A 14,635-nucleotide genomic window follows, 5' to 3' on the forward strand; every position below is an offset into this window, starting at 1 on the left:
CATTCTAAGCGAAGAATACCGGAAAGATAAGACAATAGTTGTCGGCAATAAATAGTTATTAAATGTCCCTATATGGGTTTAAGCCCGACTTATGCGATACCCTCGCACTTCAAATTTCTGTATTAGCGTATGGAGGCGCCGGGAGAAATCAAATCACACCGCTATCGAGTACCGGCGATACCCGGTAGCTGATGCCCGAACCCGAAAATTCGCCGCGCAATTTATCGAGCAGCTCGGCCAAGCCCTGCTCAGGCAGATACATTTGAAAACGGATTTTGCGTTGACGGCCGGTCACCTGCTCGGCCAAAGACAAACCGACGTTTCGGTGGTCGTGAGAATAGACCGGCAGACTGCTGAAACCGTGTTCGGATTCCAGCGTCAACAAACAATCGACGACTGCCTCTTCAAGATCCGGCGCAACATTCAATGTAACTAAAAACTCAGGGCTACTCATCGCTAAGCTCCTTTGCCATACCAAAACGTTGAAACAATATCGGCAATAAAAACAGCGTCAAAAAGGTCGATGACAACAAGCCGCCGATCACGACGATCGACAACGGCCGCTGAATTTCCGAACCCGGTCCAGTTGCGTACAACATCGGCAACAAACCGAATGCCGTCGTTGCTGCAGTCATCAAGACCGGCCGCAAACGTCGCATCGACCCGACTACGACAGCCTTCCCGACCGGCATGCCGGCTATGCATAATTGATTGAAATGGGTCACCATCACCACGCCGTTCAAGACCGCGATACCCAACAATGTAATAAAACCCACAGAAGCCGGTACCGATAAATATTCGCCGGACAACCACAACGCAATGACGCCGCCGATCATCGCTAGCGGAATATTCGACAATACCAAAGTCGCTTGACGGACCGAGCCGAAGGTCGCGAATAACAGCAAAAAAATCAGGATCAACGCAATCGGTACGACAATCGCCAACCTTGCAGCGGCCCGTTGCTGATTTTCAAATTGTCCGCCGAACTCGACCGAATAACTGGGCGGCAGTTCGACCTGTTGCGCAACCTGTATTCGCGCTTCGTCGACGAAACCGACTAAATCTCTGTTTTCGACATTGCTGCGAATGACTGCGAAGCGCTGAGTTTTCTCACGCTCAATCGACACCAGACCTTCGCTGCGATCGAGTTTTGCCAATGCCGACAGCGCGACATAGCCGCCTCCCGGCAACGCAATCGGTAAACTAGCGAAATTCGCCGAACTGCCAGCGCCGCGCAACAGTAGCGGCGTCCTTACTTGACCTTCCTGAACGATACCCAGCTTCAAACCTTCGATCTGCGCTCTCAACAGATTCTCGACCGCATCGATATCCAACCCAAAGCGTCCGATCGCCGCACGATCTAGCTTTAATTGTAAAAACTGCATGCCTTCGTTTTGTTTCAGAAAGACGTCGCTAGAACCTTTTAACCCCCTCAACACCGCTGCGATTTCCTCGGCTTTTCGATTCAAAACGGTCGAATCCGGGCCAAATAATTTGACCGCAACATCGCCTCGGGTCCCGGTCAGCATTTCCGACACGCGCATCTCGATCGGCTGCGTAAATCCGTAAGAAATGCCCGGAAGTTGATCGAGCACCTTGCGAATCTCGTCGATCAACAGTTCCTTACTTGCCATCCGCCATTGATCCTTGGGTTTTAAAATCAGAAACGTATCGGTCTCGTTCAAGCCCATCGGATCGAGACCGAGTTCGTCGGATCCGACCCTCGATATCGCTTCGGCAATTTCCGGTACTTTTTCCAGCAACGCTTTTTGCACGCGCCCGTCGAGCGTTACCGATTGTTCCAACGTGATTGACGGCAGCTTTTCCAACTGCACGATAATATCGCCTTCATCCATACTCGGCATGAAAGTACTGCCGATTCGGTTAAACAACAATAAAGCCAGCAGCAATAATCCGCCCGCGCCAAGAAACACCGATTTACCGTTATCCAAGCACCATAGCAATGCCGGCCGATAGGCTTTAAGCATTTGCCGAGGCAGCCAGGGCTCATTTTGCGATACCTGTTTCAACAAATAAGAAGCCAGCACCGGAATCACGGTCAGCGATAATATCAAGGAAGCGGCCAAGGCAAACACGATCGTGAGTGCAACCGGCGCGAATAATTTTCCCTCCAATCCTTGTAAGGTTAACAGCGGCACAAAGACGATGATGATAATCAATGCGCCCGAGGTAACCGACACAGCCACTTCACGGGTCGCCCGGTAGATCATATGCAATCGCGGGAGACGCTCGGCTTTTTCTTTGTGCGCCAATTGCGTGATAATATTTTCGACGACGACCACCGCCGCATCGACCAACATGCCGATCGCAATGACCAGTCCGCCGAGACTCATCAAATTAGCGGACATATCCATCGTTTTCATCATGATGAACGTAAACAATGCCGCCAATGGCAACACCAATGCTACGGTCAACGCGGCGCGCCAGTTACCGAGAAACAACACCAGCATCAACAACACCAATACGATTGCCTGAGTCAAGGCAGTAATCACTGTATCGACGGCTTGTCCGACTAATACCCCTCGGTTATAAAAAACGCCGATTTTCACGCCGTCCGGCAAGGTTTTTTTGATGCCGTTCAGTTTTTGTTCGACCAGATCGATCGTTTGCCGGGCATTCGCTCCGCGCAGACTTAATACCAAACCGGTAACCACCTCGCCTTCTCCGTTACGGCTAACTGCACCGTACCGGGTCAGTGCGCCGATACGAACCTCTGCAACATCCCCAATCGTAATCGGCATGCCGGAAACGGTATCGACCACTATCGCCCGCACATCCGATAATTTCTGAATGCGCCCTTCCGCGCGAACGATCAAGGTTTCCTCGCCTTCTTGCAGACGTCCCGCTCCGTCGTTGCGATTGTTGGTCTTCAAAACATCGATCAAACGGTCGGTCGTAATATTTCGGGCAGCCATTTTGAGCGAATCGGGCACGACTTCGAAACTCCGCACCGTACCGCCCAGCGAATTGACATCGGCGACGCCCGGCACGGTTCGTAGTGCCGGGCGAATCACCCAATCCAATAGGGTACGTAGCTCCATCTGATCCAAGCCTCCACCCGATACGGTAAACATGAACATCTCGCCCAAAGGCGTTGTCATCGGCGCAATCCCCCCTTCAATGCCCTCCGGCAAGTCTGCCCACAAGGTATTCAAGCGTTCGGCGATTTGCTGGCGCGCCCAATAAATATCGGTACCTTCCTCGAAATCGATCGTGATATCGGTTAGCGCATACTTAGCGATCGAGCGCAGCATCGTTTGATTGGGAATACCCAGCAGCTCGACTTCGATCGGTGCGGTAATCCGTGTCTCGACTTCTTCCGGCGTCATACCCGGCGCTTTGACGATCACCTTGACTTGAGTCGGCGAGACTTCCGGAAACGCATCGATCGGTATCCGTTGCCATGCATACCAGCCGCCGCCTGCCAGCAACAGCACAAACAAAACAATCAATATCCGCTGAGCCAGTGCGAATCGAATCAAGTGACCCATCACTCAGCGCTCCCGGACTCCAGCCAAAGCGCTTTCAATGCCGCGGCGCCGCGCACCGCGACCGTTTCGCTACCGTCCAACTCACCTACGATAAAGACTGCATCTTCGTGCCGGCCGATAACTTCGGCCGGCTTAACCTCAAAGCCCTGTCCTGTCCGCACGAATACATAATCCCGCCCTTCGCTTTGCACCAACGCCGATTGCGGCAACTTAAACGCAGCAGTCTCAATACGCTTGATCGCTAAAGCATTGACTGTCTGTCCCGGCCGCAGCTCGGCTTGAGGTCCCGCTAATACGGCGCGCGCGAGCACCGATTGAGTCTGTTTATCGACATGCCGGCCCAGCAAAACAATCTCGGCGATAGCTTCTGTACCGGCGACTTTAACCTTGTCTCCGACCGTCAAGACATCGATACGATCCTGAGCGACCGACAGCTCCAGCCAAAGTTGTTCGAGATTCGCGATGCGGAACAACGGTGTGTTCGCGGTTAGACGTTCACCAACCGAAGCGCTACGCTGCAGTATCGTGCCGCCGATCGGAGCGCTAATTTCCAGTAGACTGTTCAACCGTCTTGATGCAAGCAATTGCCCGGCCTCCGTTTCGGTCATACCGGTAATCAATAACATTTGTTTGGCCTCTTGCGCCTTAGCTTTGGCGACGTTGAAGCGGCTAAGCGTTTCCTCCCATCGGCTCTGCGGAATAATGCCTTCCTTCTGTAATTTCCGGTCGCGCCGATAGACCGCCTCGGCTAATTGCGCTTCGCTGGCCCGTTTCAGATAGTCGCGCTGTAACGCCAAGAGTTCAGGACTGTTCAATTGAGCCAATACTTGACCTTGCTGAACGGCATCGCCATCTGCGACATGAATGCGGCTCACCATCCCCGCTACGGTCGTACTGACGATTTGTTCATTTTCCGGCGGAACGATCACACGAGCCGATGCAGTCAGAAGCGGTATTTCGTCGGCCTTTTCCAAGGCGGCGAGTTTAATATCCAAGTTGTCGATCTGCTCGTTGCTCAGATCGAGAACGGACTGTGCCGATACCGGCGAACAATGATTCTCCTGCGCCGTATCCGCTCCGACAACCTCGCACGCGTTTGCCGCCCAACTATTATTTGAGGCCTGTAAAACAAACAGACCGGCCCATACTGATAACAAGATTCGTTTCATGGCAACACTCCAACGGCCTGATTGTATAGTGCGATATCCCTTTGCAAGATCACCGAACGTTCTTTGGCGTTGAGGATGGCTTGTTGGGTTCTGGCACGGATTCTTAATAATTCGATCAGATTGATTTCACCGACCGAGAAACTTAATTCGGTCATATCCAAATGTTCTTCCGCCAGTTGCTTCATTTCATCGGCGGTTGCCTGTTCGGCGCGGTTGACTTCCAAAGCATGCTCGGCTTCGTGATAGGCGAGTTTCAAATCTCTAAACAGTTGCTCACGTTCGGCGATCAGACGATTTAACTCGACATTGACTGCGGCAATTTTCGGCGCCTGATGCGCGCTGCCGCCGAACGGTACCGAAATACCGACACCGAAACTTTCGGTATAGTTACTGCGCGGGTCGTTGTTGCCCCGATCGCTGTTGATGCCGACAGAAACCTGAGTTTGACCCGAGCCGGTCAAACGTATCGCTTCGAGTTCGGCTTGTTTACGGGCTATTTGACTGTTGAGCGCGGCCAAGGCGGGATGCTGCTGTTCGATTGTTTTCAGCGCAACCAAGGGTTCATGGAATTCGGCCGGAATCTTTTCGGTCCGCGTCAAATTCGTATAGCGCTTTCGGGCATGCATGACTTCCGATTCCGCCAGGGTCAACACCGACCGTTTCTGCAACAATTCGCTTTGCGCGAGCAATAAATCGGCCCGGGCCAAGTCACCCAATTCATAAAGCCGCTTGACCTTGCCGACCAATTTTTCGGTTAATTCATAATCGGTTTTTGCCTGGTCTTGACGCACTTCGGTCAATGCGATATCCCATAAGGCCGACCTAACTAATCCAGCGACACGCAATTTGAACGCCCGGCTTTGCGATTGCCTGCTGTCATCGGCACGTTGAGCAATATTTTGTTCGGCATCGCGTTGCCCGAAGTTCCACAAGGGCACGCTTACTACTGCATCGAGAATATGCAAGGTACCGCTGGTCGCTTCCAAAAAAAACAAATCTGCAGTAGCAGGTCCTGCTATCCAACTTTGCCCGCGCTCAGCAAGTGCTTTCGCTTCGTCTTCCAACGCTTTGAGCCATGCGGCATCGGGATAATGTTCGGCAGTGGTATCGATCAAACCGGCCAAAGTCATGGTCGGCTCGACCTCTATTGGATCGAAATGATCGACGATCATTTCGCTGTCTGCCCATACAACGAATGTCGACAGCAGGCAGCAACACAGCAAAGCGCCTTTTAAAGGCTTGAGGGGAATCATATTGAGCTCCGCAATATGCGGCAGCAGGGCCGCAACTGAAACAACGAGTCGGATATTCAGCGAATCCGACGGTCTATAAACTGTTTACAGTTGCACGGGTGGTGCACGGGGCGCTTGAGGTGAGGAAGAGGTTCGGCCGGAAAGCACATTCGGCGGTGGAGAAAACGCAACTTCGAAACCGAGACATTCATCCGGTTCGGGAAACACGAAAGCAACGAACACTACGGCAAAAGGGAGCCAATCGGACAGCAGCGTCGTTTCGGTTTCAATGCCTTGATCCAAATCGATCACGGACGCGTCGAACAATGCCAATGCATCGTCGTCGTTCGCGGCGTTGAATTGCTCAAAGCCGGGCATGTGCACGCCGTCCGACAACTCGTCGACCATCGGATGCGCATGCACCAACGGCGCGATCGATTGCAGGATCACGAGAAAAATGACTAAGGCTGTTTTGAAGGGCGTCGACATGGGGCTTATGCTATGCCAAATAGTGATTGGTGGCAATAAAAAACAGGCGTGTATCAATCAATGCGGTTCGTTCCTAACCGCGTCCTACCGTGACTATGCTGCAATACCCTCAACAATCAGATGATTAACGTCAGTGCGCTGGCTTGCATGCTCAAATGTCATTGCACAGACGTTGCCTTGTGCATCAACGTCAATGATGGTGTTTTCATCCAAATCCTTGGATTCCACTATCCCGCTGCTGCGGAACTCGATGTATAGGGTGTCGGTATCTTCGAAATAGGCTGACTTTCATGGTTTATACCCTCTATCGATAAATGCGTTATGTACGGTTTCCCCATCCGGCAACAGGATTACCCGCGGATACCGGCCTCCCATTTCTTCAATTCTTGCCCATCGCCTTATTCTGCCATCGAACTGTATGTGCTCATTTTCAGGAAACCGGACAACGTATTGAATCCATTCGTCCTTGATAATCTCTCGATCCGGTCTCATACGGGTTGTCAGGAAGTATTTTGTTGTCTTCACTGCTCTTCTTTTTCAGCTCTGTATGTTTGATTATGCTGAGCTATACCCACGCACCTCAAATTTCGTTGTTGACGCGTGGAGGTGCGGGGTGTTCGGCAAAGGCTTTGACAGCAGGGATGCTGTCACAGAGCCTACATGGACGTATTCACGGCGTCCTTTGACGGGCACCCCGACGCCGAAATTTGACTAACAAAGGGTATACAATCCCCTTTTTAGACCAAAAACCTACACATCCAAATTCGTCACATCCAGCGCATTCTTGACGATGAAATCCCGGCGCGGTTCGACGATGTCGCCCATCAGGGTCGTGAAGATTTCGTCGGCGGCGATTGCGTCTTCGATGCGGACTTGCAGCATGCGGCGGCTGTTGGCGTCGAGCGTGGTTTCCCAGAGCTGTTCCGGGTTCATTTCGCCTAGTCCTTTGTAACGCTGGATGTGTTGGCCTTTTTTGACTTCTTTCATCATCCACTCGAATGCTTGTTTGAAATTTTCGATAGGCTGCTGGCGTTCGCCCATCCGGATAGTGGACTGTTCGCCGAACATACCGACCGTGTCCTCGGCGTATTGTGCGATTTTCTGATAATCCTTGCTGTCGAAAAACGACGCTTGCAGCATAAAGGTTTTGGTATTGCCGTGATGGCGCTTGTTGACCGTTAGAGTGTAATCGCCGGCCGACATATAATCGAGCTCAAGTGTGAATTCCATTTTGCTTTGCGGTTTGTACAAGCGTTCGGCCAATTGGCTCACCCATACCCCTAAGCGTTCCTTGTCTTGTTTGACTTCGTCGGTCACGCGTTCCATGTAAACCAGTTGTTCCAAAAACGTATCGTCGTAGCGACTGGTCAAGCGGGTGATGACGGCCAATACTTCGGTGTATTCCTTCGCCAGTTTCTCTAAGCCTTGGCCTTGTATCGGTGGGGCGGTTTCATCGGTGTGCAGCACCGCTTTGTCGAGCGCCAATTGGATCAAATAATCGTTCAATTGCGCATCGTCTTTTACGTAATGCTCCTGCTTGCCCTTCTTGACTTTATACAACGGCGGTTGGGCAATATAGATATAACCCTTTTCGATGATTTCCGGTAATTGCCGGTAAAAGAATGTCAATAGCAAGGTGCGGATGTGCGATCCGTCGACGTCGGCGTCGGTCATGATGATGATCCGGTGATAACGAAGTTTGGCAAGGTTATATTCGTCCTTGCCTATACCGCAACCAAGCGCGGTGATCAAGGTGCCGACTTCTTCTGACGAGATCATTTTGTCGAAGCGGGCTTTCTCGACATTCAAGATTTTACCCTTAAGCGGCAGAATGGCTTGCGTGCGACGATCGCGGCCTTGTTTCGCCGAACCGCCCGCCGAGTCACCCTCGACAATAAACAATTCGGACAGAGCCGGATCTTTTTCCTGACAATCGGCCAATTTACCGGGTAACCCGGCGATATCCAGCGTGGTTTTACGGCGTGTCATTTCTCGTGCTTTACGGGCCGCTTCTCTGGCTCGGGCCGCATCGATGATTTTATTGACGATCGCTTTTGCGATTTGCGGTTTTTCCAATAAAAACTCCTGCAATTTCTCGTTCATCGTCGATTCGACCAGGGGTTTTACTTCCGATGAAACTAGTTTATCTTTCGTCTGTGAGGAAAACTTCGGGTCGGGGACTTTGACTGAAAGCACTGCCGTTAACCCTTCCCTTGCATCGTCGCCGATCGTCGAGACCTTTTCTTTTTTTGCTAAACCGTTGCTTTCGATGTATTGGTTGATGGTACGAGTCAACGCTCCTCTAAATCCGGCTAAATGCGTGCCGCCGTCGCGTTGCGGAATATTATTGGTGTAACAAAAAATGTTTTCCTGGTACGAATCGTTCCACTGCATCGCCACTTCGACGGTCACACCCTCTTTTTCGGCGCTAAAGTGAAACACTTCGGGAAATAACGGCGTTTTATTTTTATTTAAATGTTCCACGAAAGCGCTGATGCCGCCCTCGAATTCGTAGACATCTTGTTTATTGCTGCGTTCGTCTTCCAGGCAAATTCTGACTCCGGAATTTAAAAAAGATAGTTCTCTGAGTCTTTTCGCCAAGATATCGTAGTGAAACTCGACATCGCCAAAGGTCTGATCGCTCGGTTTAAAATTAATTTTGGTTCCGCTGCCCTCGGTAGGTCCGATTTCCGCCAATGGTGCTTGCGGTTCGCCCATTAAGTATTTTTGTTTATAGAGCTTGCCGTTTTTCCTAATTTCCAGGTTAAGTTCTTCAGACAGTGCATTGACAACGGAAACACCGACACCGTGCAATCCGCCAGAAACCTTATACGCATTATCGTCAAACTTACCGCCAGCATGCAGCACCGTCATGATAACTTCCGCAGCGGAACGTCCTTCTTCTTTATGAATATCAACGGGAATCCCTCTTCCATCGTCGGATACCGTAACCGAACCATCATTATGAATGATAACCCTGACTTCTTTGCAGTACCCGGCTAAGGCTTCATCGATCGAGTTATCAACCACTTCGAAAACCATATGATGTAGACCGGTTCCGTCATCGGTATCGCCGATATACATCCCAGGCCTTTTTCTGACCGCATCCAATCCTTTCAGCACCTGAATATTCGTACTATCGTACTGCTTAATATTTTCGCTCATGTGTGTTCACTACCTTCTCAATGTACCAATGTTTCACGTGAAACATTACGCTTGTTTAATTTCACCATGTTCCACGTGGAACATTTTATAGTTATTAAGTTTACTCAAATCACCATACTCAGACAGCTCAGTGGCCGTGATAAAAACCTGAACATCCATTGCTTGTAAATATTCTATTAACAGCGCTCTTTTGGTTGTATCCAATTCAGCAGTAAAATCATCGATTAAAACACAGACATTGTTACTCTGATGTGTCGACAATAATTGTACTTGCGCAAGCTTTAAACATAGAACTAACAATTTCAATTGTCCGCGTGATACAAAGTCCTTGGCGAGTCGATTGTTAACCGAAACAATGAAGTCGGCACGATGCGGACCACTATGCGTCATTTTATAGCGTAGATCACGATCGAGGTCATCATCCAAGGATTGGCGAAAGCCTTTACCGCTATCCCAACCCGATAAATAATCGAATTGAACAGTTTCACATCCTAAAAATCGACTGACAAATTCTTGAAAAACCGGCTCAAGCCTTTGTAAATAGGCTCGCCTATATTGATCGACTATTGTACCGTAATTAACCATTTCATTATTCCAGACTTGGATGGAATGCGTTTGCTTTAGTTTGATTAAGGCATTACGTTGATTCAATGCGGTTTTGTACTGCCGCCAAGCCAAGAGAAATTGTTCGTTTTCATTGAAAGTCCCCCAATCGATAAATTCTCTTCTAATTTGGGGCCCGGTATCCAATAGACGATAAGATTTAGGCTCAATCAATTGAATAGGTAAGGCATAAGCAAGCAAATGCCGGGGTTGGTTAGGTAATTGCTGAATTCGGATTTCAGAAACCTTCCCATCGAATTGTACGCCTAGTTGGCAACTGCTGCGCCCGCCCTGTTGCAACACTTTGCCCGATACGATTAAATCGTTTCGATCAAAGTTTACGACTTGTTTGATATGTGTGGTTCTAAAAGAACGTGCCCGGCCAAGAATGAATATCGCTTCAAGGACAGAACTCTTACCGCTTGCATTAGCCCCGTAAATTAAATTGAGTCCGGGCGATGGTTGCAGACTGGCTTGCCGAATATTTCTAACATTAAAAATGTCGAGCTTTTGTAAACTCATCGTTTATTAGTTGCTAGTCAAAAAAAGCACGCGGTTAACACCGGTTAGATGAACAACAAGCTCGTTTTTTTGTTGCTTCCACATTTAATAATGACTGCGATTTAGAAATTTCAGGAAGTTAGTGAAAAGTTGACCTTAACGTTCATGAAAGCCAGGTCATCGCCCCGGAAAATGAAAGCTCTGGGTAGCTGAGGGTGCGGTCACTCGACCGACAGGACACCGTGAATACGTCCGTGTAGGCTTGACGGCGGCTATCCTTGCCGCCGACGCCTGTCGGACGAGAAACCGCCCCTCTTCGCAACCGGCATTGTTTTTCATATCGAAAAATTAGATAAAGAGTCTCAATCTACGAACTTTCACAGTAAAAAAAGCATGTCGAGGCAATAACTGATTCATTTGACTTCAAAGGCTTCATTTTTCCATTGATAAAGCTCCCCAAAATTGCATAAAGCAAAGATCATAGACGCATCGGCATCACGATGAATCGATAAGACCTAGTTTCCGGTTCGTCAATGATGCAGCAACTGGAATTACTTGCAATCGTCAACTCTGAAATTTCCGAATCGATATTAGAAATGGCATCAAGCACATATTGCACATTAAACGCAATCGAAAGCGGTTCGCCGACATAATCGGTAACAATTTCTTCTTCGGCTTCTTCGTGTTCAGGATTGTGCGCACTGATTTTCAGCGAATCCGAAGAAAGGTCGAAAGTCACACCTTTGTATTTTTCATTCGATAAAATCGCCACTCGAGTCAATGCATCTTTTAATAACTGACGTTGAATATGAATCGGCGTTAGAAAATCTTGATGAAAGACACGGTTAAAATCGGGGTATTTGGCATCGACCAATTTAGCTGAAAAGATCGTATTGTTGATCGTAACCCTTATGTTATTACTGGAAAATTCAATAGCAAGTTGAATTTGAGGATCATCCAATAAACGCACCAATTCCATGACCCCTTTTCTGGGCAAAATGATACGCGCTTCATATCCGGCTGGATTTGCTAAGTTGTCTTCGAAAACCGATAAACGATGTCCATCGGATGCCACGAGTTTGATACGCGAATTGGAAATGTTGAGTAATAAACCGTTCAGATAATAACGGACATCCTGAGACGCCATACAAAAAACGGTTTTCTCAAGCGCTTTTTTAAAAAGCCCTGCATTGATGGTAAACCTATGATCTAACTCGGTTTCTGAAAATTCCGGATAATTTTCGGCAGGCAGTGTACTTAAAATAAAGCGGCTACGTCCCGAGAGCACCTTAACTTTGTCGTCGGCGACTTCTAATTTGATATCGGCACCGGTCGGCAGCAAGCGGCAAATATCGAGAAACTTTCGGGCGGGTAAAGTAATTTCGGCAAAAGTCGTATTTTCTATCGCAATTTCGGTAACGATTTGAACTTCAAGATCAGTACCGGTCATTACCAAGGTGTTTTCACGAAAAACCATCAGCACATTCGACAAAATCGGCATGGTTTGTCTTTTTTCAATCACACTGACAATTTGCTGCAATGGAACCAATAGCTGTTCTCTATTAATAATATATTTCATATAAGATATTTATTTATATTTACTATTAGCCTATAAAAAAAGCGTGATAAGTCATTTTTTATTTTATTTATCAATAGCTTATGAACTGTAAAACCGGCGTTTAAAGCTGTGGATAAGCGCTTGATAAAAAGAGGATAACTCTCCTTCTCTGCTAAAGACTATAGTTATCCACAAGTTAAACACCGTTAATGCGACAATGTTCTCAACAGGTTTAAATAATCTTCCTCAAGCTTTACATCCGAATCACGTAAAGAAGCAATGCGTTTACAAGCATTAATAACCGTGGTGTGATCGCGTCCACCGAATGCTTCGCCGATTTCCGGAAAACTGTGCGAAGTTAATTCACGAGCTAGACACATAGCAATTTGCCGTGGTCGGGTAATGGATTGCCTGCGATTTTTCGACGATAAATCTGCAACCCGGATTTTAAAATATTCGGCAACGGTTTTTTGGATGTTATCGATATTGACGAGCTTATCTTGCAATGAAATCAGATCGTGCAATGCTTCTTTGGTAAATTCGGTGGTAATTTCACGTCCGGTAAATTGCGCATTGGCAATAACTCGTCGTAATGCGCCTTCGAGATCTCGTACATTCGAAGGGATCCTTTTACCGATAAAAAATGCGACTTCCTGAGGTAGATCGACACCCGCCATCATTGCTTTTTTCATTAAAATAGCGGCACGGGTTTCAAGGTCCGGGGGTTCGATTGCAACCGGTAATCCCCAACCGAAGCGCGATTTCAAACGGTCTTCCAAACCGACGATTTCTTTCGGGTATTTATCGCAGGTTAAAACGACCTGGTGTTTTTTTTCCAACAACGTGTTGAAGGTATGGAAAAACTCTTCTTGAGAGCGTTCCTTGCCGGCAAAGAATTGAATATCGTCAATCAGCAATGTATCGACGCCTCGATAATATTCCTTGAAAGTATCGATCGCATTTTGTTGTAAAGCCTTGACCATATCCTGCACGAATTTTTCGGAATGCAGATAAACGATTTTCGCGGACGGATTATGTTGCAGGATCGCATTACCGATCGCATGCATCAGATGCGTTTTACCTAAACCGGAGGCGCCGTAAATTAATAACGGATTGTATGCCTTGCCAATATTTTCGGAGACTTGAATAGAGGCCGCTTTTGCTAGTTGGTTGGATTTACCTTCGACAAAGTTATCGAAAATGAATGCTCTATTAAGAAAGTTAGGGCGTGATTTTTTGGAATCGGGGGCTTTGGTATGCTGCGGTGCAGGAGCCGGTATGGCTTTCTTAGAGCCGATGTCCAATTGTAAACTTAAGGAACCGTTGGATAATTGCTGTATCGCTTCTTCCAGTTTGGCGAAATGATGTTCTTTTACCCAATCCAGCACAAACCGGTTCGGCGCTAATAACTTGATTTGTCCATCGGTTTCGATTGCCTGCAAAGGTCTAATCCAGGTGCTGAATTCCGAGGAAGAAATTTCATTTTCAAGTTTAGCGAGACAGTTGTTCCAGAGTGCACTCATTATTTAAGAAGGTAGCGAAGAGTAAATAGATGATATTATAAAAAAATTATGCCACTATACAGCAATCAAATCAGTGCCGGCATAATTGACATAAACCGGCGTTTATTCTATCATCCCGGATCTTTTTTATCCGTTTTTGTTAACAATCATCTGAACCAGGATTTAAGGCCATGAAAAGAACCTATCAACCCAGTAAAATTAAACGCGTAAGAACTCACGGCTTTCGTGCCAGAATGGCGACCAAAGGCGGCCGTAAAGTCCTTAACGCCCGCAGAGCCAAGGGCCGTGCCAAGCTAACAGTCTAATTGATTGACGAACAAGGTATTTAGTTTCCCGCCGCAGTTAAGGTTAAGGAAGCCTTCTGAATATAAAAAAGTCTTTACCGGACCGGTAAAATCGAGTGATGCGTATTTCACATTACTGGCAGTTAGGAATGAGTTAGATCATCCTCGACTAGGTCTGGCAATTGCGAAAAAAATCATTAAAAAGGCTGTGGACAGAAATATGCTCAAAAGGACTGCCAGGGAAAGCTTTAGACTACAACAACACGAATTGATCAATATTGATGTTGTTGTTATGGCCCGAAAAGATGCACTCAATGCATCACCGGAACAATTACAAAAGTCATTGGCAAGGCATTGGCTTAGGTTGGTAAACCGATGCGAGTCTTACTCATAGCAATTATAAAGTTATACCAATACTTTATAAGTCCATTGTTAGGTAAAAACTGTCGTTTTTATCCCAGCTGCTCCTGCTATGCCTTAGAGGCGCTCCATAAACATGGAGCCGCCCAGGGCACCTATCTTACAGTCCGAAGAGTATTAAAGTGTCACCCTTTTCACGAAGGCGGGCTTGATCCTGTTCCAGAAAAAATTTGGTAAAA

General features: G+C 47.8%; 12 protein-coding genes and 1 pseudogene. 3 read left to right on the forward strand and 10 right to left on the reverse strand.

The genetic code is table 11. From position 1 onward, the window contains the following. Positions 1-148 precede the first annotated feature (148 nt). From METBU_RS0115315 to dnaA, 10 genes and pseudogenes are all read right to left on the reverse strand, one after another. Positions 149-454: a DUF3240 family protein gene (locus METBU_RS0115315; RefSeq protein WP_014146532.1), complete on the reverse strand. Its 306-nt coding sequence runs from the start codon at positions 452-454 to the stop codon at positions 149-151. Further along, positions 447-3,512, reverse strand: coding sequence for an efflux RND transporter permease subunit (locus METBU_RS0115320; RefSeq protein WP_017841465.1), 3,066 nt, complete (start codon positions 3,510-3,512; stop codon positions 447-449). Before METBU_RS0115320 ends, METBU_RS0115315 begins: the two co-directional genes overlap by 8 nt. Continuing rightward, positions 3,512-4,681: an efflux RND transporter periplasmic adaptor subunit gene (locus METBU_RS24345; RefSeq protein WP_017841466.1), complete on the reverse strand. Its 1,170-nt coding sequence runs from the start codon at positions 4,679-4,681 to the stop codon at positions 3,512-3,514. The genes METBU_RS0115320 and METBU_RS24345 overlap by 1 nt, the downstream gene beginning before the upstream one ends. Beyond that, complete coding sequence (locus tag METBU_RS0115330; protein WP_017841467.1) at positions 4,678-5,934, reverse strand: TolC family protein; 1,257 nt, start codon at positions 5,932-5,934, stop codon at positions 4,678-4,680. The genes METBU_RS24345 and METBU_RS0115330 overlap by 4 nt, the downstream gene beginning before the upstream one ends. An 84-nt stretch (positions 5,935-6,018) precedes the next feature. Next, positions 6,019-6,402: a hypothetical protein gene (locus METBU_RS0115335; protein ID WP_014146528.1), complete on the reverse strand. Its 384-nt coding sequence runs from the start codon at positions 6,400-6,402 to the stop codon at positions 6,019-6,021. Between the two features lie 93 nt (positions 6,403-6,495). After that, a pseudogene (locus tag METBU_RS29250) lies at positions 6,496-6,672 on the reverse strand (DUF2283 domain-containing protein); the annotation flags it as partial. A 480-nt stretch (positions 6,673-7,152) separates the two neighbouring features. Next, positions 7,153-9,567 (reverse strand): DNA topoisomerase (ATP-hydrolyzing) subunit B, encoded by a 2,415-nt coding sequence (gyrB, locus tag METBU_RS0115345; RefSeq protein WP_017841469.1) that lies wholly within the window; start codon positions 9,565-9,567, stop codon positions 7,153-7,155. Between the two features lie 45 nt (positions 9,568-9,612). Next, on the reverse strand, positions 9,613-10,692 hold the full coding sequence (gene recF / locus METBU_RS0115350) for a DNA replication/repair protein RecF (RefSeq protein ID WP_017841470.1): 1,080 nt from the start codon (positions 10,690-10,692) through the stop codon (positions 9,613-9,615). Between the two features lie 457 nt (positions 10,693-11,149). Next, the gene (dnaN, locus tag METBU_RS0115355; RefSeq protein ID WP_017841471.1) at positions 11,150-12,250 is read right to left on the reverse strand and encodes a DNA polymerase III subunit beta; all 1,101 of its coding nucleotides are present in this window, start codon (positions 12,248-12,250) and stop codon (positions 11,150-11,152) included. A 185-nt stretch (positions 12,251-12,435) separates the two neighbouring features. Beyond that, the gene (gene dnaA / locus METBU_RS0115360) at positions 12,436-13,752 is read right to left on the reverse strand and encodes a chromosomal replication initiator protein DnaA (RefSeq protein ID WP_017841472.1); all 1,317 of its coding nucleotides are present in this window, start codon (positions 13,750-13,752) and stop codon (positions 12,436-12,438) included. Between the two features lie 170 nt (positions 13,753-13,922). Between dnaA and rpmH the strand changes: the two genes are divergently transcribed. From rpmH to yidD, 3 genes are read left to right on the forward strand one after another with little or no spacing between them, the layout of a single operon-like run. Continuing rightward, positions 13,923-14,057, forward strand: coding sequence for a 50S ribosomal protein L34 (gene rpmH / locus METBU_RS26570; protein WP_083877752.1), 135 nt, complete (start codon positions 13,923-13,925; stop codon positions 14,055-14,057). A gap of 4 nt (positions 14,058-14,061) precedes the next feature. Then, positions 14,062-14,430, forward strand: a complete 369-nt coding sequence (gene rnpA / locus METBU_RS0115365) for a ribonuclease P protein component (protein ID WP_017841473.1) — start codon at positions 14,062-14,064, stop codon at positions 14,428-14,430. Next, complete coding sequence (yidD, locus tag METBU_RS26575; RefSeq protein WP_083877753.1) at positions 14,412-14,633, forward strand: membrane protein insertion efficiency factor YidD; 222 nt, start codon at positions 14,412-14,414, stop codon at positions 14,631-14,633. The genes rnpA and yidD overlap by 19 nt, the downstream gene beginning before the upstream one ends. The last annotated feature ends 2 nt before the right edge of the window (positions 14,634-14,635 follow it).

Source organism: Methylotuvimicrobium buryatense 5G, from assembly GCF_000341735.1.
Classification (GTDB): Bacteria; Pseudomonadota; Gammaproteobacteria; order Methylococcales; family Methylomonadaceae; genus Methylotuvimicrobium; species Methylotuvimicrobium buryatense.

Coding starts and splice junctions, on each gene's coding strand:
- METBU_RS0115315 (WP_014146532.1), bottom strand. CDS start 454: ATGAGTAGCCCTGAGTTTTTAGTTACATTGAATGTTGCGCCGGATCTT.
- METBU_RS0115320 (WP_017841465.1), bottom strand. CDS start 3,512: ATGGGTCACTTGATTCGATTCGCACTGGCTCAGCGGATATTGATTGTT.
- METBU_RS24345 (WP_017841466.1), bottom strand. CDS start 4,681: ATGAAACGAATCTTGTTATCAGTATGGGCCGGTCTGTTTGTTTTACAG.
- METBU_RS0115330 (WP_017841467.1), bottom strand. CDS start 5,934: ATGATTCCCCTCAAGCCTTTAAAAGGCGCTTTGCTGTGTTGCTGCCTG.
- METBU_RS0115335 (WP_014146528.1), bottom strand. CDS start 6,402: ATGTCGACGCCCTTCAAAACAGCCTTAGTCATTTTTCTCGTGATCCTG.
- gyrB (WP_017841469.1), bottom strand. CDS start 9,567: ATGAGCGAAAATATTAAGCAGTACGATAGTACGAATATTCAGGTGCTG.
- recF (WP_017841470.1), bottom strand. CDS start 10,692: ATGAGTTTACAAAAGCTCGACATTTTTAATGTTAGAAATATTCGGCAA.
- dnaN (WP_017841471.1), bottom strand. CDS start 12,250: ATGAAATATATTATTAATAGAGAACAGCTATTGGTTCCATTGCAGCAA.
- dnaA (WP_017841472.1), bottom strand. CDS start 13,752: ATGAGTGCACTCTGGAACAACTGTCTCGCTAAACTTGAAAATGAAATT.
- rpmH (WP_083877752.1), top strand. CDS start 13,923: ATGAAAAGAACCTATCAACCCAGTAAAATTAAACGCGTAAGAACTCAC.
- yidD (WP_083877753.1), top strand. CDS start 14,412: ATGCGAGTCTTACTCATAGCAATTATAAAGTTATACCAATACTTTATA.